Origin of the sequence: Pseudomonas sp. NFIX10 (genome assembly GCF_900111955.1) — a bacterium.
In the GTDB taxonomy this organism is placed as follows: Bacteria; Pseudomonadota; Gammaproteobacteria; order Pseudomonadales; family Pseudomonadaceae; genus Aquipseudomonas; species Aquipseudomonas fluorescens_AA.
Genome location: NZ_FOKH01000001.1, coordinates 147,735 through 172,946 on the forward strand (window position 1 = coordinate 147,735; position 25,212 = coordinate 172,946).

Annotated in this window: 22 protein-coding genes; 10 read left to right on the forward strand and 12 right to left on the reverse strand. The window is 61.2% G+C overall.

Annotated features, from left to right (window positions below; genetic code table 11):
* Positions 1-144: 144 nt before the first annotated feature.
* Complete coding sequence (locus BM321_RS00685) at positions 145-912, reverse strand: DODA-type extradiol aromatic ring-opening family dioxygenase (RefSeq protein ID WP_092441212.1); 768 nt, start codon at positions 910-912, stop codon at positions 145-147.
* A gap of 102 nt (positions 913-1,014) precedes the next feature.
* Here BM321_RS00685 and BM321_RS00690 point away from each other — a divergent pair, with 102 nt between their 5' ends.
* Positions 1,015-1,668, forward strand: coding sequence for a thiopurine S-methyltransferase (locus tag BM321_RS00690; protein WP_092441213.1), 654 nt, complete (start codon positions 1,015-1,017; stop codon positions 1,666-1,668).
* A 194-nt stretch (positions 1,669-1,862) separates the two neighbouring features.
* Here BM321_RS00690 and htpX read toward each other — a convergent pair whose 3' ends face one another.
* Positions 1,863-2,750, reverse strand: coding sequence for a protease HtpX (gene htpX / locus BM321_RS00695; RefSeq protein WP_092197608.1), 888 nt, complete (start codon positions 2,748-2,750; stop codon positions 1,863-1,865).
* Positions 2,751-3,052: 302 nt separating this feature from the next.
* Positions 3,053-4,264, reverse strand: a complete 1,212-nt coding sequence (locus BM321_RS00700) for a pyridoxal phosphate-dependent aminotransferase (protein ID WP_018603142.1) — start codon at positions 4,262-4,264, stop codon at positions 3,053-3,055.
* A 221-nt stretch (positions 4,265-4,485) separates the two neighbouring features.
* On the opposite strand from BM321_RS00700, the gene msrB reads away from it, so the two are divergent.
* The 3 genes from msrB (at position 4,486) to BM321_RS00715 (ending at position 5,981) form a co-directional block, all read left to right on the forward strand.
* On the forward strand, positions 4,486-4,881 hold the full coding sequence (msrB, locus tag BM321_RS00705) for a peptide-methionine (R)-S-oxide reductase MsrB (protein ID WP_092441214.1): 396 nt from the start codon (positions 4,486-4,488) through the stop codon (positions 4,879-4,881).
* Between the two features lie 156 nt (positions 4,882-5,037).
* Positions 5,038-5,523, forward strand: coding sequence for a glutathione peroxidase (locus tag BM321_RS00710; RefSeq protein ID WP_092197604.1), 486 nt, complete (start codon positions 5,038-5,040; stop codon positions 5,521-5,523).
* Positions 5,520-5,981: a MarR family winged helix-turn-helix transcriptional regulator gene (locus BM321_RS00715; protein WP_072408019.1), complete on the forward strand. Its 462-nt coding sequence runs from the start codon at positions 5,520-5,522 to the stop codon at positions 5,979-5,981. The genes BM321_RS00710 and BM321_RS00715 overlap by 4 nt, the downstream gene beginning before the upstream one ends.
* On the opposite strand, the gene BM321_RS00720 is transcribed toward BM321_RS00715, so the two are convergent.
* Complete coding sequence (locus tag BM321_RS00720; RefSeq protein ID WP_092441215.1) at positions 5,965-8,286, reverse strand: hybrid sensor histidine kinase/response regulator; 2,322 nt, start codon at positions 8,284-8,286, stop codon at positions 5,965-5,967. The genes BM321_RS00715 and BM321_RS00720 overlap by 17 nt on opposite strands.
* 163 nt (positions 8,287-8,449) lie before the next feature.
* On the opposite strand from BM321_RS00720, the gene BM321_RS00725 reads away from it, so the two are divergent.
* Positions 8,450-9,340, forward strand: a complete 891-nt coding sequence (locus BM321_RS00725; RefSeq protein ID WP_058543216.1) for an ATP-binding protein — start codon at positions 8,450-8,452, stop codon at positions 9,338-9,340.
* Entirely contained in the window at positions 9,337-9,819 is a 483-nt protein-coding gene (locus BM321_RS00730; protein WP_092327082.1) for a GAF domain-containing protein, read from the forward strand. Before BM321_RS00725 ends, BM321_RS00730 begins: the two co-directional genes overlap by 4 nt.
* Here BM321_RS00730 and BM321_RS00735 read toward each other — a convergent pair whose 3' ends face one another.
* From BM321_RS00735 to BM321_RS00765, 7 genes are all read right to left on the reverse strand, one after another.
* Positions 9,820-12,768, reverse strand: coding sequence for an HD domain-containing phosphohydrolase (locus tag BM321_RS00735; RefSeq protein WP_092441216.1), 2,949 nt, complete (start codon positions 12,766-12,768; stop codon positions 9,820-9,822).
* 113 nt (positions 12,769-12,881) lie between these two features.
* Positions 12,882-16,502, reverse strand: coding sequence for a transporter substrate-binding domain-containing protein (locus BM321_RS00740; protein ID WP_092441217.1), 3,621 nt, complete (start codon positions 16,500-16,502; stop codon positions 12,882-12,884).
* Between the two features lie 9 nt (positions 16,503-16,511).
* Positions 16,512-17,138 carry a response regulator transcription factor gene (locus BM321_RS00745; protein WP_014337291.1) on the reverse strand — a complete coding sequence of 209 codons (627 nt, stop codon included), beginning with the start codon at positions 17,136-17,138 and terminating at the stop codon, positions 16,512-16,514.
* 477 nt (positions 17,139-17,615) lie between these two features.
* Complete coding sequence (locus tag BM321_RS00750) at positions 17,616-18,944, reverse strand: deoxyguanosinetriphosphate triphosphohydrolase (RefSeq protein ID WP_092441218.1); 1,329 nt, start codon at positions 18,942-18,944, stop codon at positions 17,616-17,618.
* 126 nt (positions 18,945-19,070) lie between these two features.
* A complete protein-coding gene (locus BM321_RS00755; protein WP_072408007.1) occupies positions 19,071-19,406 on the reverse strand; it encodes a hypothetical protein in 336 nt (111 codons plus the stop codon).
* The gene (locus BM321_RS00760) at positions 19,403-19,792 is read right to left on the reverse strand and encodes a phage holin family protein (protein ID WP_060738527.1); all 390 of its coding nucleotides are present in this window, start codon (positions 19,790-19,792) and stop codon (positions 19,403-19,405) included. Before BM321_RS00760 ends, BM321_RS00755 begins: the two co-directional genes overlap by 4 nt.
* Positions 19,793-19,794: 2 nt before the next feature.
* Complete coding sequence (locus BM321_RS00765) at positions 19,795-20,109, reverse strand: ElaB/YgaM/YqjD family protein (RefSeq protein WP_060738526.1); 315 nt, start codon at positions 20,107-20,109, stop codon at positions 19,795-19,797.
* 338 nt (positions 20,110-20,447) lie between these two features.
* On the opposite strand from BM321_RS00765, the gene BM321_RS00770 reads away from it, so the two are divergent.
* Positions 20,448-21,656, forward strand: coding sequence for an ammonium transporter (locus tag BM321_RS00770; RefSeq protein ID WP_092441219.1), 1,209 nt, complete (start codon positions 20,448-20,450; stop codon positions 21,654-21,656).
* A gap of 29 nt (positions 21,657-21,685) precedes the next feature.
* Here BM321_RS00770 and BM321_RS00775 read toward each other — a convergent pair whose 3' ends face one another.
* The gene (locus BM321_RS00775; RefSeq protein WP_092441220.1) at positions 21,686-23,398 is read right to left on the reverse strand and encodes a cation:proton antiporter; all 1,713 of its coding nucleotides are present in this window, start codon (positions 23,396-23,398) and stop codon (positions 21,686-21,688) included.
* 189 nt (positions 23,399-23,587) lie between these two features.
* Between BM321_RS00775 and BM321_RS00780 the strand changes: the two genes are divergently transcribed.
* From BM321_RS00780 to BM321_RS00790, 3 genes are all read left to right on the forward strand, one after another.
* Positions 23,588-23,824: a glutaredoxin family protein gene (locus BM321_RS00780; protein WP_092327073.1), complete on the forward strand. Its 237-nt coding sequence runs from the start codon at positions 23,588-23,590 to the stop codon at positions 23,822-23,824.
* A gap of 92 nt (positions 23,825-23,916) precedes the next feature.
* Positions 23,917-24,237, forward strand: coding sequence for a hypothetical protein (locus BM321_RS00785; RefSeq protein ID WP_060738522.1), 321 nt, complete (start codon positions 23,917-23,919; stop codon positions 24,235-24,237).
* Positions 24,238-24,310: 73 nt separating this feature from the next.
* Positions 24,311-25,201, forward strand: coding sequence for a pseudouridine synthase (locus BM321_RS00790; RefSeq protein ID WP_092327072.1), 891 nt, complete (start codon positions 24,311-24,313; stop codon positions 25,199-25,201).
* The last annotated feature ends 11 nt before the right edge of the window (positions 25,202-25,212 follow it).

Below are 25,212 nucleotides of genomic sequence, written 5' to 3' on the forward strand. Positions count from 1 at the left end.
TCGGGGATTTTTTTGCCTGTTGTTTGGAGTGCTTTCAGGGTGGAGGCCAATCGCGAGCAAGCTCGCTCCCACATTGGACTTGCGGCGCTCACAAAACCCTGTGGGAGCGAGCTTGCTCGCGATTGAAGCGACGCGGTCCCTCGGTCAATCGAACCGATAAATGTCCATCCCCAGCGTCCCCATCGCGAACCCCGTATGGGCAACACTGAATGTCCCACCGGCACCCCGGGCAAAATACAGCGGCAACAAGTGCTCATCACTGGGGTGGCTGCGCACGGCGTTGGGTGCCTGGCGACGGTAATCGTGCAGCGCGGGCTCGTCGTCGGCCGCCAGTTGCTCGACCATCCAATCGCGAAAGGCCTTGGCCCAGGGTTCGATGCTGTCAGGGCCGGCGTTCCAGTCCAGGTCGCGCAGGTTGTGGGTGATGCTGCCGGAGCCGATCAGCAAGACGCCCTCTTGGCGCAGGCTCGCCAGGGCCTGGCCGACCTGTGTCTGCAACACCGGTCCCTGGTGGCTGGGCAGGGAAACCTGCACCACCGGAATGTCGGCCTCGGGGTACATCAACGACAATGGCACCCAGACGCCATGGTCGGACGGCCGTTGAGGGTCGAGCCGGGCTGGCAGATGCGCAGCGTTGAGCATGTTCGCCACTTGCGTCGCCAGTCGCGGATCGCCAGGCGCAGGGTACTGCACCTCATACAGCGCCGGTGGAAAGCCGCCGAAGTCGTGCCAGGTGCGCGGCTGTGGATTGGCGCTGACCAGCAGTTCGTTGCTTTCCCAGTGGGCGGACACGATGACGATGGCCTTGGGCTTGGGCAACTGTCCGGCCAGGCGAGCCAGTGCCGGGCCGCTGGCGCCGGGTTCCAGGGCAAGCATCGGTGAGCCATGGGAGATAAACAGGCTGGGCAGCATGAACGGACTCCTGAGCGTTAAGATGGCTCATCTTCCGTCAGGTCTATGATCTAAATCTAATATAAGTTTTAGCCCGTTTTGATCGAATTTTTGGAGCGAATCATGGAGCCCGAGTTTTGGCACAAACGCTGGTCATCGAACCAGATCGGTTTTCATTTGCCGGAAGTGAACCCCTACCTGCAACATTTCTGGCCGCAACTGGGGTTGGAGCGCGGCAGTCGAGTGCTGGTGCCGTTGTGTGGCAAAAGCCTGGATCTGCTATGGCTTGCCCATCAGGGGTATTCGGTGTTGGGCGTGGAATTGTCGGAAAAAGCCACAACCGATTTTTTCCTTGAGCATCAGCTTGAGCCAAGTGTGAGCGAGGAGGGCGCATTCAAGGTCTTTCGTGCGGCTGATATCGAGATTCGCTGCGGTGATTTCTTTGCCCTGGATCGGGAGGATGTGGCCGATTGCACGGCGTTGTACGACCGCGCGGCGCTGATCGCCTTGCCGGCGCCGATGCGGGAACGGTACGCGGCTCATCTGCAGAGGATCTTGCCCAACGGCGTCGGGTTGTTGATTACCCTGGATTACAACCAGGATGAAATGCCTGGCCCGCCTTTTTCCGTGGGAAACGATGAGGTGCAGCGGCTGCTGGGAGATGCCTGGCGGCTGGAGATCCTGCAGGAGCAGGATGTGCTGGGGGAAAGCTGGAAGTTCTTGCAGGCTGGGGTGACACGGCTGGATGAGCGGGTGTATCGGATTTCCAGTCGTTGATGCTGTGCGTCTATGCTGGCGCCATCGCGAGCAAGCTCGCTCCCACAGTTGATCGGCAGTGAATAAAGAGTCTGCGTCCACCGAAGATTCCTGTGGGAGCGAGCTTGCTCGCGATGGGGCCAGCCTAGTCGCCCCATAAACCCCAGGATAAAAAAAGCCCGCATTGCTGCGGGCTTTTTTACAAGGCCTAGCGGTTAGCCGCGACGACGCAGTGCGTCGATACGCTCTTCCAGCGGCGGGTGGCTCATGAACATGCGTGCCAGGCCCTGCTTGATACCACCGTTGATGCCAAAGGCATTCAGGGTATCGGGCATGTGCACCGGCAGGCCTTGCTCGGCACGCAGGCGTTGCAGGGCGCCGATCATGGCGCCGGTACCGGCCAGGCGTGCACCGGCGTCGTCGGCGCGGAACTCGCGTTTGCGCGAGAACCACATGACGATGGCGCTGGCGAGGATGCCCAGTACCAGCTCGGCGAAGATTGTCGCCACGTAGTAGGCGATACCCTGGCCTTCTTCGTTCTTGAAGATCACCTTGTCGACGAAATTACCGATGATCCGGGCGAAGAACATCACGAAGGTGTTCACCACGCCCTGGATCAACGCCAGGGTCACCATGTCGCCGTTGGCGACGTGGCCGATCTCGTGGGCCAGCACGGCCTTGACTTCATCGGGCGAGAACCGTTCGAGCAGACCCTGGCTGACGGCGACCAGGGCGTCGTTCTTGTTCCAGCCGGTGGCGAAGGCGTTGGCCTCGTAGGCCGGGAAAATACCGACTTCCGGCATCTTGATACCGGCTTCGCGGGACAACTGCTCGACGGTCTGCAGCAGCCATTGTTCGTGACGCGTGCGCGGCTGGCTGATGATCTGGGTACCGGTGCTCATTTTCGCCATCCACTTGGAAATGAACAGCGAGAACAGGGAACCGGCGAAACCGAACACCGCACAGAAGATCAGCAGCTGATTGAGGTTGAGGTCAACCCCATTGGCCGCCATGAACCCGTTGAAGCCGAAGAGGCTCAGGGTGATGCTGGCAATCAGCACGACCGCCAGGTTAGTGGCCAAGAACAGCAGGATGCGCATCATGGTTGTGAAAATCTCCTCATGCTAAAGATGTAGCGTTATGCGGGGTATATAAGGTGCTGCCGCAGGCTATTCAACTCGCCGACTATTTCAAACTGTGTCCTACAGGCGTCCTAAAGGTTTGAAAGACTTTTCTGAAAGTGACCAGGGAAAAGAAATGCGCTGCCTGCCCCCCGTGAACGTTGAGCCCAGATGCACGTTGACCGTCCAATTCCCAGTGTAGAAGGCCCGACGGAGTCGGCCGAACGGATATGTTGCTGAATCAAACAGCGTGCGAGGTGAGGGCGCCTCGCACGCAGCCTGGCTTATTGACGGTAGGACTTGAGGAAGTTGCCGATCCGGCCAATGGCCTGGTCGAGGTCATCGACCCGCGGCAGGGTCACGACGCGGAAGTGGTCCGGCCATGGCCAGTTGAACGCCGTACCCTGGACCACCAGCAGCTTCTCGGACAGCAGCAGGTCGAGGACGAACTTTTCATCGTTGTGGATCGGGCAGACCTTCGGGTCGATCCGTGGGAAGGCATACAGCGCGCCCATCGGCTTGACGCAACTGACGCCGGGAATGTCGTTGAGCAATTCCCAGGTGCGATTGCGCTGTTCCAGCAGCCGGCCCTGGGGCAGGACCAGGTCGTTGATGCTCTGGTAGCCGCCCAGCGCCGTCTGGATCGCATGCTGGCTCGGCACGTTGGCACACAGGCGCATGTTGGCCAGCATGTCGATGCCTTCGATGTAGCTCTGGGCATGGTGCTTGGGCCCGGAGATGGCGATCCAGCCGGAGCGGAAACCGGCGACCCGATAGGACTTGGACAGGCCGTTGAAGGTCAGGCACAGCAGGTCCGGCGCCAGGGAAGCGGTGCACACGTGCACGGCGTCGTCGTAGAGGATCTTGTCGTAGATCTCGTCGGAGAACACCACCAGGTTGTGCTGGCGGGCCAGTTCCAGCATGCCCAGCAGTACCTCCCGGGAGTACACGGCGCCGGTCGGGTTGTTCGGGTTGATGATCACCAGTGCCTTGGTATTGGGCGTGATCTTGGCCTTGATGTCCGCCAGGTCGGGAAACCAGTTGGCCTGTTCGTCGCACAGGTAATGCACCGGGTTGCCGCCGGACAGGCTCACTGCGGCGGTCCACAGCGGATAGTCCGGTGCCGGCACCAGCACTTCGTCGCCGTTGTTGAGCAGGGCCTGCATGGACATCACGATCAGCTCGGACACGCCATTGCCCAGGTAGATGTCCTCGATGCCAATCCCTTCGACCTGCTTCTGCTGGTAATACTGCATCACGGCCTTGCGCGCACTGAACAGGCCTTTGGAGTCGCTGTAGCCCTGGGCGGTCGGCAGGTTGCGGATGACGTCCTGGAGGATTTCATCGGGCGCTTCGAAACCAAAGGGGGCCGGGTTGCCGATGTTCAGCTTGAGGATGCGATGACCTTCCTCTTCCAGGCGTTTGGCGTGCTTGAGCACCGGGCCGCGAATGTCGTAGCAGACGTTGGCGAGCTTGTTCGATTTGCTGACCTGCATGGCGATGTGTTCCCGAAAATGAACGATCCAGGCGGCGTATGAACTACCGTAACTGGGAATCCTGCGTCTGTGCCCAGGCCTGACGCGGTATAGGCGCCACAATCCGTTTGAATGCGCATGACGTGACTGCCAGACTGGCGTCTGACGAGGCGCAATCATACGTGCCGCCCGATCTGCGGAAAAGCGTCGGATCGGGCTTTTTCAATTGCCGAGGTAAGACGATGGAAAAGTTGGAAAAAACCCTTGATGAATGGCGCGCCATGCTCGACCCGGAGCAGTACAACATCTGTCGGTTGAAGGGCACCGAGCGGCCATTCTCCGGCAAATACAACGCCACCAAGACCGACGGTGTGTATCACTGCATCTGCTGCAACGAGCCGTTGTTCGATTCGCAGACCAAATTCGATTCGGGCTGTGGCTGGCCGAGTTTCTACGCGCCGATCGAAGGCAGCGCGGTGGTGGAGGTGCGGGACGTCAGCCATGGCATGATTCGCACCGAGGTGGTCTGCGCCAAATGCGATGCCCACCTGGGCCACGTCTTCCCCGACGGCCCGCCGCCCACGGGGTTGCGGTACTGCATCAACTCGGTGTGCCTGGATCTCGTGCCCCGCGATTAAATTGGCCGCCGCCCTTGTGGCGAGGGGATAAATCCCCTCGCCACAGGTCTGTTCGGCTGCAGCATCATCGATGCCCATACCGATCTCCATAATTAAATTGCACACAATTCAATTGATCGCTATCTTCAGCCTCCAACCTTTAACCGGAGCCTTGCCATGAGCGACAACCTGCTGAGCATCCCGTGCACCACCATCAAGGGTGAGCAAAAGACCCTCGCCGATTTCGCCGGCAAGGCCGTGCTGGTGGTCAACACGGCCAGCAAGTGCGGGTTCACCCCGCAATACAAGGGACTTGAGGCGTTGTGGCAGACCTACAAGGACCAGGGCCTGGTGGTGCTGGGCTTTCCCTGCAATCAGTTCGGCAAGCAGGAGCCGGGCAATGAAGGGGCAATCACCGAGTTCTGCGAGCTGAACTTCGGCGTGAGCTTTCCGCTGTTCAAGAAAATCGAAGTCAACGGCGCCAACGCCCATCCGCTGTTCGTCCAGCTTAAACAGCGTGCACCCGGCGTGCTGGGGTCCAAAGGCATCAAGTGGAATTTCACCAAGTTCCTGATCGGCAAGGACGGTCAGGTGGTCAAGCGGTTTGCCCCGACCACCAAGCCCCAGGACCTGACCGGCGAGATCGAAGCGCTGCTCAAATGAATGACCTGTCAGCCGATTCGCTGAAGCTCGACAGCCAGTTGTGCTTCAAGCTGTACGCCGCTTCACGCGCGGTGATTCGTGGCTACAAGCCGATGCTCGATCAGCTTGGTCTGACCTATCCGCAATACCTGGCAATGCTGGTGTTATGGGAATGGCAGGACACGGCTCCGCCACAGCCGACGGTCAAGGCCCTGGGTGAACGTTTGCTGTTGGATTCCGGCACACTGACGCCGCTGCTCAAGCGCCTGGAACAGTTGGACCTGGTCCAACGCCAGCGTTCGGCCCGGGACGAGCGGGAGGTGCACCTGAGCCTGTCGGCTGCGGGGCGGGCTTTGCGCGAACAGGTCGGCCCGCTCAAGGCGCGCCTGTTATGCGACAGCGGGGTCGATCTGGACCGCCTGGGCGCGTTGCGAGACGGTCTCGATCACCTGCTGGGCCAGATCAAAGCGCTGACGTAGTGCGTACCCACTGGTCCAGCACGGCAGCCAGCTCTTCGCGGCGGAACGGCTTGGACAGGTAATCGTTCATGCCAGAGGCCCGGCAGCGCTCGCGTTCTTCGGGCATCGCGTTGGCCGTCAGCGCAACGATCGGCAGGTCCGACCAACGCCCGCTGCGGCGAATCTGCCGGCTGGCTTCGTAACCGTCCATCACCGGCATGTTGCAGTCCATCAACACCAGGTCGAACACCCGCTGTTCCAGTTGATCCAGGGCCTCGACGCCGTGGGCCGCGACGGTGACCTCGCAGCCCAGTTTCACCAGCATGCCCTTGGCCACCAGTTGGTTGACCGGATTGTCTTCCACCAGCAGCACCCGTCCACGCTTGGATGGCGTCGGGGTTTCGATCTGTGCGTCGTTGATGGTGGTCGCCTCGCTTTGCATGGCGCGCCGCACAATCTGGTACAGCGCATGGCGCGCCAGCGGTCTGGCCTGTTGTATCAGCGGGGCGAGTGCGGCGGCCTCTTCGCCGGGCATGAAACTGCCATAGGCGGTCACCAGCAGGATCGGTGCGTCAAAGGTCGGCCGCAGGTTGAACAGGCATTCCGGGCAGTCGGTGATCAGCACGTCAGGCTTGAGTCCCAGCAGCCCGTCATCGATGGAACGCTGCACATAATCCAGGCCCCACCCCGGCAACAACATGCCCAGCAACTCGGCCAGGCCGCTGCTGCTGGCGGTGATGGCGACGACGTTGCCGCGCAATGGTTCGACCGGCGTTGCAGGGAGGTGGCAGGGCAGGGGCAGGTCTGCGCAGAACTGGCTGCCGAAGCCGGCTTCGGAACTGATCGTCAGTCGGCCCTGCATGGCTTCGCAGAGGTTGTAGGTCAGTGCCAGGCCCAACCCGGTGCCGCCAAACTGACGGGTAATCCCGGCGCCGGCCTGGGTGAACGGCTGCAGGATTCTCGCCTGGGCTTCCTGGGGAATGCCGATACCGGTGTCGCAGACTTCGATTCGCACGCCGCCTTCGTAATGGCTCAACTTCACGTCGACCCGGCCGAAGCGTGTGAATTTCAGTGCGTTGGACAGCAGGTTGCTGACGATCTGGCGTACCCGGGTCGGGTCGCCGAGCACCTGCGCCGGGAACCGGGGATCGATCAGGCAGGCCAGCTCGACACTGGGGGCCGCGTTCTGGGAAAGCAGGTTGGCGGTGTCCTCCACCAGGGCGCCGAGGTCGAACGGGATGCGTTCGAGCTCCAGTTGCCCGGCGTCGAATTTCGACAGGTCGAGGATGTCGTTGAGCAACTCGACCAATACCTTGCCCGAGTCATGGGCGATCGAGAGTTGCTGCTGTTGCTCGGCCGTCAGGGGACCGTCCAGGGACAGGGCGATCATTCCCAGCAGGCCGTTGAGTGGCGTGCGGATCTCGTGGCTCATGTTGGCGAGGAACACGGAGCGGGCTTCGGCCATATCCAGGGCCGTGCGCCTGGCCACCTCCAGTTCTTCGTTGGACTGGCTGAGGCGGGCGTTGATGGCCTTGAGTTCGGCGGTGCGTGCCGAGACGATGTTTTCCAGTTGCGCCAGGTATTCGGTGAGGCGATTTTCGGCGGTGCGCCGCTGTTGGATTTCCGTGGAGATATTTTCGAACTGCTGGTTGGCGACGGACACCAGCACGCCGATTTCATCGGACTGGTGGCCGGAAGGGCATTCCAGGCGGTTCTGTTCGCTGCTGCTCGGGTCGCGGCTGCTCAGTTCGCGGATGACTCGCACCAGGGGCTTGGTCAGCATCACGTAGAACAGTGCCAGCAGCAGGCCGGTCAGGATCAGGCTGCGGGCGAAGCCGTTGAGCAAGGTGACCTCGGCGCGGCGCAGGAAACGACTGCCGAACGCATAGGTGTCGACGTCCAGTCGCAGCAGGCCCAGGGATTCGCCGGGCAAGTGGTCCAGGTAGAGCCGGTCCTCGAACTGGCGCTGGGCACCGAACAGGAAGTCGCTGATGAACCGGTAGCTGCTTTGCAGCTCGGGCCGCTTGACGCTGGCCAGCACCGTATTGTTGTTGTCGAGCAGCTCGGCGCCGACGATGGCCGGTGAGCGCAACAGGCCCATGGCCAGTTCCTGGGCGAGTTCGGCGTCGATGTTGTAGGCGATGCGCGAGGCCGGGTTGTGGCTGATTTCCAGCAGCGACAGGATTTCACGGTTGATCGACGCGTCTTCGCTGGCATAATCGATGCCGATCTGCATCAGGCTGAGCAAAGTGCCCAACACGAAGCCCACGAGGACAGTCAGGCGGGCCTGCTTATAGGAAAGCCGTTGGGTGAATCTGATGTCCATTGAGTGATGAACCACTTACGTTTCCCTTCGCCGGTCAAGCATAGCTGATCATCTCTGAATTCCGGTGCGGCCGGTGTGTATTGTGTGAAGTAGACCCGCCATTGGATAAGGCGTTTCGTTGTTGGAGCGCCATCATTACTGTGAACCTTTCCGAGGAAAAGACGTGGACTCGCGATTGAATGCTTTTCTTGAGCGTGCCGATGCCGTGCTGGCCCGGATCGAGCCTTTGCTGCCGGCGCCCCGGCCCGCCATCGATTGGACCCAGACCCTGGCCGCCCGCTGGCAGCGTGACGGGCGCAGTGGCTACCTGCTGCCGCTGCAAGTCAGTCTCGACATGCGCTTGTCGGACCTGATCGGCGTGGATCGCCAGGTCGAACAACTGGGCCGCAACACCCGGCAGTTCATCGATGGCATGCCCGCCAACCATGCCTTGCTCTGGGGCTCGCGTGGCACCGGCAAGTCGTCCCTGGTGCGCGCCCTGCTGGCCGAACATGCCCCCCATGGCCTGCGGTTGATCGAGATCGAACGCGATCACCTGGCCGATCTGCCGCGGGTGGTCGAGCAGGTCGCGAAACTGCCGCAGCGCTTCGTGTTGTTCTGCGATGACTTGTCGTTCGAGTCCGGCGAAGGCGATTACCGCGTGCTCAAGAGTGTGTTGGATGGCTCCTTGGAACAGGCACCGGACAACGTGCTGCTGTATGCCACCTCCAACCGTCGCCACCTGGTGCCGGAAAAGGAGAGCGACAACGAGAATTGGAAGCGGGTCGACGGCGAACTTCACCCCAGCGAAGCGGTGGAGGACAAGATCGCCTTGTCCGACCGCTTCGGCTTGTGGCTGTCGTTTTATCCGTTTACCCAGGAGCATTTCCTCAACGTCGTGGAGCATTGGATCGGCGAACTGGCGGCCAAGGCCGGACTGGCCTGGCAGCGCGACGAAGCGCTGGATGTGCTGGCGGTGCGTTGGGCAACCGGTCGCGGCAACCGCAACGGACGTTGCGCTTATCAATTTGCCCGTTATTGGGTAGGCCTGAAATTGTTGGAGCACAAGGCATGATCGATTTGAAGGGCAGCGGTGTTGGCCTCGATGGCTACGACTTGTTATCGGCACAGTTGGAATCCTTGCTGGCCGATGAGCGTGACTTCATCGCCAACGCCGCGCAGTTCTCGGCCTTCCTGTCCAGTCAGTTGGACGACCTGAACTGGGCCGGCTTCTACCTCAATCGCAACGAAGAGCTGGTCCTGGGGCCGTTCCAGGGCCAGATCGCCTGTGTGCGGATTCCCTTTGGCCGTGGCGTGTGTGGCACGGCAGCAGCGACCCGGCAGACCCAGCGAGTCGAAGATGTTCATGCCTTCGCCGGGCACATCGCTTGCGACAGCGCGTCGAACAGTGAACTGGTGGTGCCGCTGGTCAAGGACGGGCGCCTGATTGGCGTGCTTGACCTGGACAGTCCGAAACTGGCGCGTTTTACCGAGCATGATCAAGCTGGCATTGAAGCATTGGCTGCGATATTCCTGCGCCTGACGGAGTGCTGATCATGCCTTCAGCCCGGCCTTGACCAGCAGGCTGTCGGGGTCGACCTCATCGATCTGGCGCGGGTCGAGGAATTGCTCGGCGTAGCTCAGGTAGATCTTTTCTTCGATGAACAGCCAGAACAGCTCGGGATCGATATGGGCGTCTCGGCACATGGTGGCCATGATGCCCAGGGCCTCGCTCAGCGTCTTGGCTTTCTTGTAGGGGCGGTCGGCCGCCGTCAGTGCCTCGAAAATGTCGGCGATGGCCATCATCCGTGCCGGCAGGCTCATCTCCTCGCGCTTGAGGCGCTTGGGGTAACCGCTGCCGTCCATTTTTTCGTGATGGCCGCCGGCGATCTCCGCCACGTTGTTCAGGTGGCTAGGGAAGGGCAACTGACTGAGCATCAGGATCGTCTGCACCATATGATGATTGATGACGTAGCGTTCCTCGCGCGTCAGCGTGCCTCGCATGATGCTCAGGTTGTAGAGCTCGCCGCGGTTGTATTTCCAGGCCGGCACATCGAGCTGGAAGCCCCACGGGTTGTCCGCCGGGATCAGCTCGGCCGCGTGGCGCTCGAACAGGTGTTCGGGCTTGTCCGCCAACAACGGCTCGGTGACCGGCAGTGTCGGCTTGGGCGTACGGGCCTGGCGCCGGTTTTCTTCCCAGGAAACCCCCAGGCGATCATCGAGGGTCCGGGTCCACGGGCGTTGCGCAATGTGTCGCAGGCGTTGCAGATCGGCCTCGGCCATGGCTTCCGAGCCCAGGTTGCAGCGGGCGATGAAAGCAAAGTCGTCATCCAGTGCCGTCAATGTCGCATCACGCTGTCGTGCCAGGGATGACGACTCGCCGCCGTTTGCCACGGCCTGCCAGTAATCGACCCAGGCGTCGCGCTTGAGTACTTCGAAACGGGTGCGTATCTCGTGGATCCGGTCGTTCAGGGTTTCCAGCTTGGTGGCTTTGTCGACGACGTACTCGGGGGTGGTGACCTTGCCGCAATCGTGCAGCCAGGAAGCGATGTGCAGGGCTTCCCATTCATCCTCCGTGGGCCGGTAGGCGCTGAACGCCGGGGCCTGGCTGGCGGCGGCGGCCTGGGCGAGCATCAGGGTCAGGACCGGCACTCGCTGGCAATGGCCGCCGGTGTAGGGACTCTTGGCATCGATCGCGCCGGCCAGCAGTTGGATGAAGGCGTCCAGCAGTTGCTTTTGCTTGGCTTGCAGGCGCTGGCCCTCGATGCTCACGGTGGCGGCGCCGGACACGGCTTGCAGGAAGGCGATACGGTCGGGCTGGAGTTTTTCCAGGTCGGCTTCGGTGCCGCTGTCGTTGATCAGCAACGCCAATACGCCGACGGTTTCCTGGTGGCGATTGCACAGGCGGATGCCGATCAGGTGGACCCGAGGCGAGTCCAGTGCCTGCAGGATGCCTTGCAGGTCCGCCGCCTGCTCGAAGCCCAGGGAGGTCACGAGATTGTCCGAGACGGCCAGTTGTTGGAGCCATTGCGGGCTGTCATCCGCCTGTAGCTCATGACTGCGCAGCTTGAAGGTGTCGAGGTCCCTGGGGATTCCATCGATCACCAATCCATGGGGCTTGAGCCGGTTTTCGTCGTTCTCGCGCAGATAGATCAGGCCGGCCTGGGCCTGGCCGATTTTCACGGTTTCGAACAACACCCGCTCCAGCAACGGGGCGAAGCGGGTTTCGGCGCGCAGGCTGGCGGTGATTTCAAAGAAACTTGCCAGGGTCTCTTTCATGCGTGCCATCGAGACGCTCAACTGATCGACCTCCAGCACCGGGGAGCGGCGGGACACCGGGTAGTTGAAGTCAAAGCTGCGAATGGCGTCGGCCTCCCGCACCAGTTCGCGCAAGGGCTTGACCAGGATCCTGGACGTCAGCCAGCCCAGGGGCAGGCACAGCAACAGGGTGGCAAGGGTGATGAGCGCGCCTTGCCAACGTATGCGATAAGCGTCGTCCAGCAGCTCGTCCTCAGGCACCAGCAACGCCAGTTCCAGGCCTTGGGGCCCGCCTTCCTGCATGTGGCTGCGCGAAACGATCCACTGGCGTCCGGCCGCTTCCAGGCGGGTCGTGTCAGTGTTGTCGTCGAGGACGGCGGCGATGGCCGGGTTGAGGTCGCGGGCCTTGATCAGGCGCGCCGACTGGGCGTCGGCGAGCAGCCGGTCGCTGTCGGGATAACCCACCGCGTTGCCCTTGGGATCGAGCAACACGATCTCGGTGCCGGTGGTCACCTTGTGCTTGGCCAGGGTCTGGGACAGGGCCGCCAGGGTCAGGTCGGCGCCGATGACCGCCTGCTCGCCGCTGCGCCGGGCCAGGGTGGTGCCGACGTTGTGCGTGGAGAAGAAAACGTAGGGCTCGGTGGTGATCTGCTCGGCGCTGCCGACGGCGCTGCGAAACCAGGCGCGGCTGCGCGGATCGTAGGTTTCGTCGGCCATGTCCCGGCGATCGATGAGTGTCAGGGTCTCGTCGTAGAACAGCGACTGGGAATGGACCGGGCCTTGCTCGGTGGCCCGCTCGACGGTCCAGACTTGATAGGCCGCCTCGGCGGGGGCCCGCAGGGCGGTTTTCAGGGCGGGGGTGCGCAATGGCCGGACCATCAGGAAATTGCCGCGCTGATCGCCCAGGTACAACGACGCCAGGTTCGGGTTGTCCCGCAATGCCTGGCTGAAGGGCACGAGCAGGGCCATGCGTTGCGCCATCTGCGGCGTGCGTATCGCCGGGTAGTCGGCCAGCAGGCCCAGCAGGTGGCGGATGGGCTCGTAGGTGTCATACAAGTCCAGGCGCACCTCCTGTTCAATGCGGTTGAACAGTTTCTCACTGCTGGACAGGATGATTTGCGTGGTTTGCCGGTAGTTGAAAATGCCCAGCACCACCCCGGTCAACAACAGAAGCAGGGTAAACATCACGCTGATGTGGACATGCAGGGGGAACCGGCGTTTGTCCGGACGCGGTGCGCTGGGCATTGCAGTCACTCCAAGTGTCAGGGGGGCTCGATGGGTGTTCCCGCGTGCAAGGGAAACTGATCGAGAACCCCCCAGGTACGCACTGCTGATCGAATAGCATAGTAAACACTGGATTATTTTGCCTTGGCGAGCTCCGTTTCCAGAGCCCGCTCCAGTTCGGTCATGGCGCGGTCGAGGGCGTCGATGCAGGCGCTGATTCGTTCAGGTGGCTGTGCCAGATGACACGCCTGCTCCAGCGCCTCGCACCGCTGGATCAGCGTGGTCGCCTGGACGATGCGGGCGACGCCTTTTATCTTGTGCGCCGTTTCGGTCAGCGCTTGGCGGTTTGCGCCCTGGGCGACATCGAGCAACTCCTGGCGGTCCGCGCGGCTGCTGCTGAGTAACTCCGCCAGCAGGCGCCGGTTGGACGAAGGGTCGCCGCCGGTCAACGCCTGGAGACTGTGCACGCTGAAAGCCGCTGGGTGACCGACGGGTTTGACCGTCTTGATCCACTGGCTCAAGGCGCTCAGGCTGATGGGTTTGAACAGGCAGTCATCCATGCCGGCGTCCAGACAGCGTTGTTTTTCCTCCGGTTGAGCATTGGCGGTGAACCCCAGGAGGGTGCAGGGCGGGCGTCGCTGTTCGGACTCATCGCGACGAATCGAGCGGGCCAGTTCGTAACCGCTCATGATGGGCATGTTGCAATCGGCAATGACCAGATCGAAATGGCTTTTGCGCCAGACCTCGAGCCCATGGGCACCATCGTGGGCGACCCGGTAGTGATGGCCGAGGTATTCCAATTGCTGGGACATCAGCAGGCGGTTGGCGGAATGATCGTCCACGATCAGGACGTTCAAGGCGACCTGGGCCGTTTCGATGACCGGTTCGAGTGCGTTGCTCACCGGCGCCGTCGCCAGGACGGTCAGTTGCAGGTGGACCTGGACCTGGGTGCCGACGCCGGGTTGGCTACTCATATGCAGGTCGCCGCCCATCATCCGGCACAGGTTGCGACTGATCACCAGCCCCAGTCCCGCGCCTTTGCGGGCCATTCGGCTGGTGTTATCGACCTGGGCAAACGGCTTGAACAAGCGTTGCAAGTCTGCCGGGCCGATGCCGATACCGCTGTCATTGACCTCCAGATGCATGTGCAGGACGTCGTCCCGCTCGGTTGGCGATAGCCGGACCTTGACCACGACCCGGCCCTGCTCGGTAAATTTGAGGGCATTGCTGATCAGGTTCGACAGCACCTGCTTGAATCGCAAGGGGTCTATCAATACGTCAGGGGGGCTCTCGGCGGCATCGAACTGCAGCGACAACCCCAGGTTCTTCTGCCGGGCCACGCCCTCGAAGACCCGTATGACCGATTGCAGCAGGGCCCTGAGATTGACGCGTTCGGGAGCCAGGCTCAGATGGCCGGATTCGATACGGGCGATGTCCAGGATATCGCCGATCAGTTCGAGCATGCCGGAGGCCGATTCGTAGGCGACTTCGATGGTCGAGCGGTCCACGTGGCCCTTGTCGGCGTGTTTCAGGGCCAGCTCGAGCATGCCGATCACCGCGTTCATCGGGGTGCGGATTTCATGGCTCATGGTGGCCAGGAACGTGCTTTTGGCGCGGTTCGCATCATCGGCCCGTTGCTTGGAGGCGCGCAGTTCCTCGAACAGCTGCCGTCGTTCACTGATGTCGATCCAGCCGCCGATGATGCCTTGCACTTGCGCGGCGGAGTTTCGGTAGGGAAGGATCCAGTGATAGATCGTCAGCTTCCGGTCGCCGATGTGCAGGGGACGGTCCACGATCAGGGGTGTACCTTCGGCCATGACGCGTTGGTAGTCCGCCTGGTATTCCTGCGCTTCGAAGGCGTTGCTCATGGAGCCTGGCATCAAGTCCTTGCCGATGACGTCTTCGCGCCTGGCGTTGAACGCTTCCAGGTAACTGTCGTTGCAGCTCTGCAGGATGCCGTTGCGATCCCTCACGTAGATGGGGTGGGGGGTGCCATTGAGCAGCGCATGCATGAATTCGAGTTGATCGTTGAGGGCCAGTTCCGCCCGTTGACGTTGCCTGATCTGGCGCTGCATGTAGGCGTTCCACGCCAGGGAAAGCAGCAGTAACAGGCCGACGCCCGCGACGACCTGGAAGAACAGGCGGTTGTAAGTGCGCCAAGTATGTTCCGAGGGCGAGACGTAACCGCGCCAGCGGTTGTTGATGATGCCCAGTTCGTCGGGGTCGATGCTGGTCAGGGCCTTGTCGAGGATGGCATTCAACTCGCTGGCGTGTTTGGCCGTGGCCAGCGCGAACAGCGCCTGTTGGGTGCCCACCGTGCTGCTGATCTGCAACCTGTCCCGCCACGCATGGGAGGAGATGAAGTAGTTGGCCATCACCTGGGAGTTCACGCTGCCGTCGACCTGGCCATGGGCGAGCATTTCCACGGCGCGCAAGGGGCCGTCCGTTTCGATGATCCGGATGCTCGGGTATTGGCTGCGTAGCCATTCAATGAGCGGATTGCCCGTGGCGATCGCCAGGCTGGCGTGGCCGAACTGATCGAGCGTGGTGGGCGTGTCGGACGACTTGCGGGTCAGCAGGACGAACGCGCTGTCGACGTAGGGGCGGCTGAATTTCAACTGACGTTGCCGTTCACTGCTGGGCAACAGCGCGGCGATCATGTCGGCTTCATCGTTCAGGATCGCGGTAATCATTTCACTGTCGTTCTGACGGCGCTGGATGTCCAGGCGCAGGCCGGTGCGCAGCCGGATCAGCTCCAGCAGGTCGGCGCTGATGCCGCGAAAATCGCCGTCCGGATCGAAGAAGGTGAAGGGGGCCGAGGTTTCGTTCACCACCACCCTGACCACCGGATGCCTGGCCAGCCAGCGTTGCTCGCGGTCGGTCAGTTGTACCCGGTGGTCCGTGAGGTACAGGTCGCTGCCTGCACTCCAGCGCTTGGCAATGGCCGTCTGTTCGGCGATGGGGACCTGGTTCAGCGTCGCGTTGATGACCTCCAGCAAGCGGGTATCGTCACGGCGTACGGCGAAACCGAATCCATAGGATTCATGTTTGCCGAAGCTGGCCATGCGGATATTGCTCAAGTAACCCTTGCTGATCATGTAGTGGGTGGACAGGGTATCGCCGAGAAATACATCGGCCTGGCCAAAGGCGACGGCATTGATGGCGTTCTGGTAGGACGGGTAGGTGGTGATGATTGCCTTGGGGTAGAGCTTTTCGATTTCCCGCAGCGGCAGGTAGTGATAAACCATGCTCAGCCGCAAACCCTCGAGGTCTTCATTCAGGGATCGGCTTTCATTCGTTCGGGTGACGAGAACGGGTTGGTCCACTGCGTACGGCGTCGAAAGCGCAATGTCGGGGTCGCGGGCTTCGAAACCGTTGGCGGTGCCAAGCATGTCGATTTGCCCGTTCTTGAGCGCCGCCATGGCTGCCTCGCGGGAGGCGAAACGCAGGACTCTCATGGGCAAGCCGGTGGACTTGGCGAGGATGTCGGCATAGTCGGCGGTCAGGCCTTCGTAGTCGCGTCCGCTGGCGGAGAGATCGAAGGGCGGGTAATCCGGTGCGGAAGTGCCCAGGACCAGTTCATGCCGGCTTTTTAGCCAGGCGCGGTGAACATCATCGAGCTTGATCTCGGCCTGAGCCATGGACGAGCGCCCCAACAGCGTGTATTGCCCGGGCGCATCCGGTGTCGCCGCGAGCACTCCTGTATATAACGCTGCGCTGATCAGCAGGAGACATTCGGTTATGCGTCTGAGCATCCTGTTTTCTCACACCAGCGCGTTGCGCTTCGCCATTTCAATCAGCTCGACCAAGGACTTGACCTTGAGTTTCTGCATCAGGCGTTTTTTATAAGTACTGACGGTTTTATTGCTGAGAAACATCCCCTTGGCTATTTCCTTGTTGGTTCGGCCCTGGGCAAAAAGTTGCAGTACCATCAGTTCCCGATCATTGACGCTTTTGAACAGGTCCAACTCTATACTGCGTGGATCATCCGGGCGTACCGGGTTCAGCGCCTGGCTGGGGAAATAGTTATAGCCGGACAGTACCGCTTTGATCGCGCTGACAAGTTCGCTGAGGTCTTCCTGTTTGCAAACGTAACCGGAGGCACCGGATTGCATGCATCGGATACCGAAGAGCGTCGGCGACTGCGCCGTGAGCACCAGTGTCTTGAGCGGCGTGGTCATGGCGTTGAAGCGTGACAGAATTTCCAGCCCGTCAAGTTTGGGGATGCTGATGTCCAGGATAACCAGGTCTGGCATGCATTCGCGCACCATTTGCATCGCGTCGACGCCGTTGTCAGTTTCTCCTACGACCTTATAGCCCTCATGTTCCAGGAGCATGCGAACGGCGAGGCGGATGACCGGATGATCGTCGACAATGAAAACGGAGTTCATGAATAAATTACCCTGCGAACTTGAATAAAGCGCGCACCTTAGCCCACTTACAGCAAGGCTCGTACGAAGAGACGGGCATGCAACTTCAATTTCAGAAGTTTCCTACAAAAAAAGAGGCAAGATATTACGATGTAATCGGTTTTTTAGTCGGTGGATGACAGTAAGAGAGGGAAGTGTTGGCAGTGTGTGAAGGGATATTTCTTTGATTGTGTTGTTTGTGCAAACAAAGGAAACGTTTTAATCGAGATTTGTGTAAGCCCTACATGTATTTATCTACTTCAAACTCCTGTGGATGGCGCTACAAAACCCACATGCACCGCTAATCCGCTGGTGGGAGTGAGGTGGCCACCGCAATCCCTGTGAGAGCGAGCTTGCTCGCGATGACGGTGGATCTGTGCGCATCGATGTCGGATGTGCCTCCGTCATCGCGAGCGGGCTCGCTCCCACATTTTTTCGAGGTGCTGCAAAGGGGGCCTTTTATTGGCGCGTGCGGCCTGTCATCTCCTGGGCCATTTCGCTGGCGTAGCTGTCGGTCATGCCAGCGATGAAGTCGATCATTCGCAGGAACGCGCCATGCAAAGGGCCATTGGGATCCGGCGCATTGTTCCCCAGCAGGTCGAGAATGCGGCGATTTTTGAACGAAGGCGTGCGGCCGCCGTGCTGTTCGAGGGCTGCGCCGCAAAAGCCGTTGAGCAGGATTTCCAGCGTGGTGTAGGCGCCGATTTCATGCAGGGTCTTGCGCTTGTCCTGGAAGATTTTCCGGCGCGCCATGTCCTTGGCATTCAACACGCAGCGTTTTGCCGGGCCGTGCATATGTTCCACCAGGTCCCCTGACAGCGTGCCGGCAAGCAACGCTTCCTGCTGCTCGACAAACGCCCGGGCGGCGGCGTTGGTCAGGTGCTCGATGGCCTTGCCTCGCAGGATCGCCAGTTTGCGCCGTCGCGAGTCCAGCGGCCCCAGTTGCCGATAGGTGTCCGGAAGATCGTCGCCCACCAGGTCCAGGAGCAGCGATTCCACCTGTGGGTATTCCAGAAGATCCATTTCCACGCCGTCTTCCAGGTCGATCAGCGCATAGCAGATGTCATCGGCGGCCTCCATCAGGTACACCAATGGATGTCGTGCCCAACGTTGATCCTCGATCTGCGGCAAACCGAGCTTGTGGGCAATCTGCTCCAGCAGTGGCAGTTCGCTCTGGTAGCAACCGAACTTGTGCTTCTTGTAGCCCAGGGAATCGGCGTGGCGGGCAGTCCAGGGGTATTTCAGATACGTACCGAGGGTGGCGTAGGTCAGTCGGGTTCCGCCGTCGAACTGATGGTATTCAAGCTGGGTGAGGACGCGGAAGCCTTGGGCGTTGCCTTCGAAATTGAGGAAGTCGTTGCGCTCGGCTTCGCTCATCGCATCAAGCCAACCTCGCCCGGCTGCCTGCTGGAACCAATAGCGAATGGCGTCCTCGCCGGAATGACCGAACGGCGGGTTGCCAATGTCGTGGGCCAGGCAAGCCGATTGCACCACCATGCCCAGGTCGCTGGGCTCGCACCAGTCGGGCAGGGCATTGCGGATGGTTTCTCCCACGCGCATGCCCAGGGAGCGCCCGACGCAACTGACTTCCAGGGAATGGGTCAGGCGCGTGTGGATGTGGTCGTTGCTGGAAACCGGATGCACTTGCGTCTTGCGCCCCAGGCGGCGGAAGGCACCGGAAAAGATGATGCGGTCATGGTCCTTGTGGAAGGGACTACGGCCCAGTTCCTGCGGGCTGTGCAGCGGTTTTCCGAGACGTTCGCGAGTCAGCAGGGTATGCCAATCCAAGGCCGGTTGCTCCGTTCGATGATGTCGATGCCCTAGCTTCCCGGTTCGTGAGTCGCCCTGCAAGGCCTATGGGCCTGCACGGACCGGATACATAACCCTGTGGCGCGCGCCACAGGGTGTCGGTCGTCAGGGTTTGCGCAGGTCCTTGGCCAGCTTGACCAACGGCAGCAATGTCGTTGCCAGACGGATCAGGCCTGTCAGGCCACCGCCACCGCCATGGCGGGTCCGCTTGCCGGTGAAGAAGCCGAGCAGGGACACTGCCGCCACGCCCCACAGTGGCGCATGCTTGATGCCGAAACCTTCGTGCCAGCTTTGCGTCAAGCCGCGCACCCGATGCAAGGGTTGCAGCAATTGGCGTGTCTCCTGACGGATTTCCTGGCGATGCATTTCCATGCGCAGGCGCACCAGTGCCTTGCGCATTTCCTGTCGTGTCCGGGCTTGAGGAATATCAGGCAGGCTCATGGCAGCAGGCGCTCCCGGTCATTGGCCAGTTCTTCGAGGGTGGCGTTGAAAGGAGAGGACTCGTCGTAGATCGCTGCCTTGAGCCGCAGACCGCAGAACAGGGCTGCCAGCAGGTAGAACAGGCACAGGCCGATAATGCCCGATAGACGATAGGTGTCCCATACCAGGATCAGCACCAGCGCCGAAAGCCCGACCAACAGCAGCAGGCCGAACACCAGCGCAAGGCCGGCGAACAGCAGGAGGCTGACGGTGCGTGCCTTCTGTTCCTGCAACTCCATGCCGAACAATTCGACGTGGCTGTGCAGCAAGCCAAGAAACGCGGCGCCCAGGCGGCGCGCTGTGGGTTGTGTGCCCGCTTCGGACGAGCCGGATTCGTCGATACCCATGATCAGCGCCGTGTCGCCAACAGACCGATCAGAAAACCAACGCCCGCGGCAATGCCTACAGATTGCCAAGGGTTGGCCTGTACGTACTCCTCGGTGGCGACTACAGCAGCCTGGCCGCGTTCGCGCATGGAGTCTTCGGTCAGCTTGAGCGTTTCGCGGGCGCGCAGGAGGGTTTCGTGGATCTGGCCGCGCAGCGCATCGGCCTGATCGCCTGCCAGCGTCGCGGTGTGATCGAGCAAGCGCTCCGTGTCGCTGACCAGCGTCTGAAAATCTTCCATCAGGATTTCTTGAGCAGTCTTTGCCTGGGTTCTGGCCATGGGTGGATCTCCGTAAGTGACGTCTGAAGCGTTCGAGTATGAGCCTTGTCGGAAGGTTCAGTGCAAGTGGCTGGTACAACTTTTGCTCAGGCTTCTGCCATGTACTGGTGCGTCAGCCTGTGCCGGTGCGCTGAAGCTGGGCGAAAGCCCGTAAAACCTTAACCAAATAATCAAAACCCGCGAAGCACCTCGAAGCGGGACCTCGCTTTTGCCCGATCTGCGCACCAAAGCAGTTCATTGGCCTGCTCGCGGCCAATGAATCGTTTCAACTTGGTGCGTTCGTGGGGCGAGCGAACCGGTTTGGTGCTTTTTTCAACTTTTTCAGGTCTGCCAACACCATGGAAAATATGCAAAGTGCCGTGGACAGTCTGGTCCACAGCTCCAACACGCTGTTCATCCTGCTCGGCGCGGTCATGGTCCTGGCCATGCATGCCGGCTTCGCGTTCCTTGAAGTGGGAACGGTCCGACAGAAGAACCAGGTCAATGCGCTGTCGAAAATCCTCAGCGATTTCGCGGTCTCGACCCTGGCCTACTTCTTTGTCGGATATTGGATTTCCTACGGCGTGACCTTCCTGCAGCCAGCGTCGGTACTCAGCACCGATCATGGCTACAGCCTGGTGAAGTTCTTCTTCCTGTTGACCTTTGCCGCCGCGATCCCGGCCATCATTTCCGGCGGTATCGCCGAGCGTGCGCGGTTTGCGCCGCAGTTGTGCGCCACGGTGTTGATCGTGGCGTTTGTCTACCCGTTTTTCGAAGGCCTGGTCTGGAACGGCAATTTTGGCTTGCAGGCTTGGTTGCAAGCTCGGTTCGGCGCCAGTTTCCATGACTTCGCCGGTTCCGTGGTGGTGCATGCCATGGGCGGCTGGCTGGCGTTGGCCGCGGTGCTTTTGCTCGGCCCGCGTAATGGCCGCTACCGGGACGGTCGCCTGGTGGCGTTCGCGCCTTCGAGCATTCCATTCCTGGCCTTGGGCTCGTGGATCCTGATTGTCGGCTGGTTCGGCTTCAACGTGATGAGTGCCCAGACCCTGCCTGGGGTGAGCGGGCTGGTGGCGGTCAATTCGTTGATGGCCATGGTGGGCGGTACCGTGGCGGCATTGATTGTCGGGCGCAATGACCCAGGCTTCCTGCACAACGGCCCGCTGGCCGGGTTGGTGGCGGTCTGTGCCGGTTCCGACCTGATGCACCCGGTGGGGGCGCTGGCCACCGGTGCCATTGCCGGTGCCTTGTTCGTCTGGTGCTTCACGGCGGCCCAAGGCAAATGGAAGATCGACGACGTGCTCGGCGTCTGGCCGCTGCACGGGTTGTGCGGGGTCTGGGGTGGCGTTGCCTGTGGCGTCTTCGGCCAGGGAGCCCTGGGCGGCCTGGGTGGGGTCAGCCTGATCAGCCAGTTGATCGGCACGGCACTGGGTGTTGTCGTCGCCTTGGTCGGTGGGTTCGCGGTCTATGGCGTGATCAAGGCCGTGCTGGGGCTGCGCCTGACCCAGGAAGAAGAGTATTACGGCGCCGACCTGTCGATTCACAAGATCGGCGCGGTCAGCCAGGACTGATCGTTGCACAGTATTTGTGATGCAGGACACTAGGGCTCCTTGTCCTGGTTGCCAGGGTAAAAACCGTGGAGCAGGCGATAACGATCATGACGGACCTGATCCACATGATGCCGGACTTGTTGTTCGGGCAGGCCGAGCATGATCAGGGCGTGGGACGCCAGCATCAGGCTCGACTCCAACAGCTCCGGGACCACTTCGCTGGCCCCGGCTGCCTGCAACTCGGCCAATTGGCTGTCGTCTCGGGTGCGCACCAGGATCGGCACCTGTTGGTTGATCCGTCGGGCTGCCTTGAGCACGGTGATGGCGATGTCGGTCTTGTCCACCGCGATCACCAATAACCTGGCGCGGCTCAAGCCAACGGCGGCGAGCAGGTCACTCCGTCGCGAATCGCCGTAATGCACGCAGTTTTCCCCGACGGTGGCTTCCCGGATGATCACCGGGTCGTCATCCAGGGCGACGAACGCCTGGCCTTCGCGGCCCAGGAAGCGCCCGATGGACTGGCCGACGCGCCCGTAGCCGCAAATCACCACGTGATCCGACAAGCCGGCATTGAGTGCGCTGATCTGGTCCAGTTGCGCCTCTTCGTTGGGTTTGCGATGCAAGCGCGCGGCGATGCGTGGCGCCGCACGCAGCAACAGCGGGGTCAGCAGCATCGAGCAGAATGTCGCGGCCAGCAGCAGGCCGCTGATCTCGGCGGGCATGAGGCGGTTCTGCTGCATCAGCGCCATCAAGGCAAAACAGAATTCGCCGCCCTGGGCCAGGGCCAGGCCACTGCGCCAGGCAGTTTCCCCGTCACTGCCTCGCCATTTCACCAGGGCGGCGACCACGCAGCCCTTGAGGAGCATCAAGGCGAGGGTCAAGCCCAGGATCAAAAGGCCGTCATCGAGGAACAGCCGCAGATCGATCAGCATGCCGATGCTGACGAAAAACAGCCCCAGCAGGATGTCGCGGAACGGGCGTATGTCGGCTTCGATCTGATGCCGGTAGTGGCTTTCCCCCAGCAACATGCCCGCCAGGAAAGCCCCCAGGGCCGGCGACAAGCCGAGCAAGTGGGTCAGCCATGCCGTCAGCAGCACGATCACCAGGGCCAGCAGCACGAACAGTTCTGCGGACCGGGACGCCGCCACCTCATGGAACAGCCGGGGCAACAGCAGCCGGCTGGCCAGCAGCAGGCCACCGAACAGCACCAGGGTCTTGCCCAGGGTCAGCGGTAGCGCCCAGTACCACGGGTGTTCGCTGCTGCCGGCGAAGACTGGCACCAGGGTCAGCAGCAGCACCGCGACGACGTCCTGGAACAACAACACGCCAATGGCGTTCTGGCCGTGGCTGCTGAAGATCTCGCCCAGGCTGGTCAACTCCTTGCTGACAATGGCGGTGGAGGACAAGGCCAGCCCCGCACCGAGCAGCAGCGCGGCGATCACCGGCGCGCCGCACACGGCCAGCAATCCCGCCAGCAGCGCCCCGGAACACAACACCTGCAGGCTGCCGAGGCCGAACACGACCCGACGCAGTTCGAGCATTTTCGACAGGGAAAACTCCAGCCCCAACGAGAACAACAGGAACACCACCCCAAGCTCGGCCAGGTCTGGCAGTTCTTCGCTGTCGTTGACCCAGTCCAGCGCGGTAGGCCCGACCGCCAGCCCGACACAGAGATAGCCCAGCACGGGCGGCAGGCGCAGCCGCCTGAAGAGGGCGATGACCACCAGGGACGAGGCAAGGATGATCAGCAGGTTGGCAAACAAGGGGAACTCCGCTTCAAGGCGACAACGCACAGCGTAGAGGGGAAAACGTGACCAGCGTCGCTGGAAAAGCATTTATGTTCAGTGATTTGCATCAGCGTTTTACCGAAACACCCGGAAGCGAGCCAGCGACTCGACGGTTTTCCGAGGCGGGCCTAGAATGACCGTCTATGTTTTTTGGGTCTACCCGCCATGCTTCCTGAATGCCAGTTGTTCGGCACCCTGGGGTGTCATCTTTGTGAGGTCGCCGAAGGGGTGCTGATGCCTTTCGTCGAACATGGATTGTTGGTGGAGCTGGTGGACATTTCGGAACGTCAAGCCTGGGTGGACGATTATGGTCTGCGTATCCCCGTGTTGCGCAGGCTGGATACCGGTGCCGAGCTGGACTGGCCCTTCGAGGCTGAACAGATCGTGACCTTCCTCCGTTGAGCGACTCGTCCGTCGGTTCCCAAGACAGCGGTTGGCGAAAGTAGCAAGCTTCGGTTACTGTATGTTCATACAGTTATCTGGAGTGCATCCCCTTGGTCAATGTCGAACAACTGAAAAGCAGCGTAAACAGGATGTCCGCGGACGTTGTGCGTGAGGCGGTCCTGGAGCTACGCCTGGATGGCTTGGTGACCGAAGGCAAGACGCCCTTCAATAAACTGCATTTCAACACCTGTTTCGCCGAGATCGAAGCGTTGTTCCAGCGTGCCGGCTATCACAAACAGTTGGATGTGGTGGGTTACCAGGGGTTGCTGTACGCGCTGTACGATCCAGGGCGCTGGGAGGCGGTGGACGTGCTGCGCTGGTTGAAGGAATTCACCGAAGCGGCGGCCAAATCGACGTCAGTCACAGCGTAGAGCAATCATCGCTGGGCTGAGCGGTGCGACTGTCGGATAATGCCGCCCTGCAAAAAACGCCTGAGAGTTTTCAATGTCCGGTTCATCGTTTTCCGCCGCTCATCATCAGGCCAGTACGCTGTATCTGCCGCCCGGGTCCTGGCCGACGGTGCTGGAGTGCCTGTGCGAGCATTTCAGCGCCATCAGTCGCGAGCAGTGGCTGGATCGGATCGCCCGGGGCCGGGTATTGGACGGGGAAGGCAAGGCCATCCATGTCGATTTGCCGTACCGCGAAGGCCTGCGCATCCACTACTTCCGTGAGGTCCGCGACGAGAAGCCGATCCCGGTGGTGGAGTCGATCCTGTATGCCGACGAGCATCTGGTGGTGGCAGACAAACCGCATTTTCTGCCTGTCACTCCGGCGGGCGAATACGTCGAGCAAACCTTGTTGCGACGGCTGATCCGGCGGCTGGACAACCCGCATCTGGTGCCCCTGCACCGCATCGACCGGCACACGGCCGGGCTGGTGTTGTTTTCCGCCAATCCGCACACCCGTTCGGCGTATCAGTCGTTATTCCCGACGCGGCAGATCGAAAAACGCTACCAGGCCATTGCCCGCGCGTTGCCTGGGTTGACCTTTCCCCGGGTGCATAGAAGCCGGATGATCGACGGTGAGCCGTTCTTTCGGATGCAGGAGGGGCCGGGTGAGCCCAATACCGAAACGACCATCGAAGTGCTGGAAAGACACGGTGACCTGTGGCGCTACGGGTTGTCTCCGGTCACGGGCAAGAAACACCAGTTGCGGGTGCATATGAATGCCCTGGGAGCGAGCATCTGCAACGATCCGTTTTACCCTGACGTGCTTCGGGATACCGAGGATGACTACGCCAACCCGCTCAAGCTACTGGCACACGGGCTGCGTTTCATCGATCCGGTCACTGGCCAGGAGCGTGTATTCCAGAGCGAGATTACATTGCAGTGGTAGTGCCCATGATT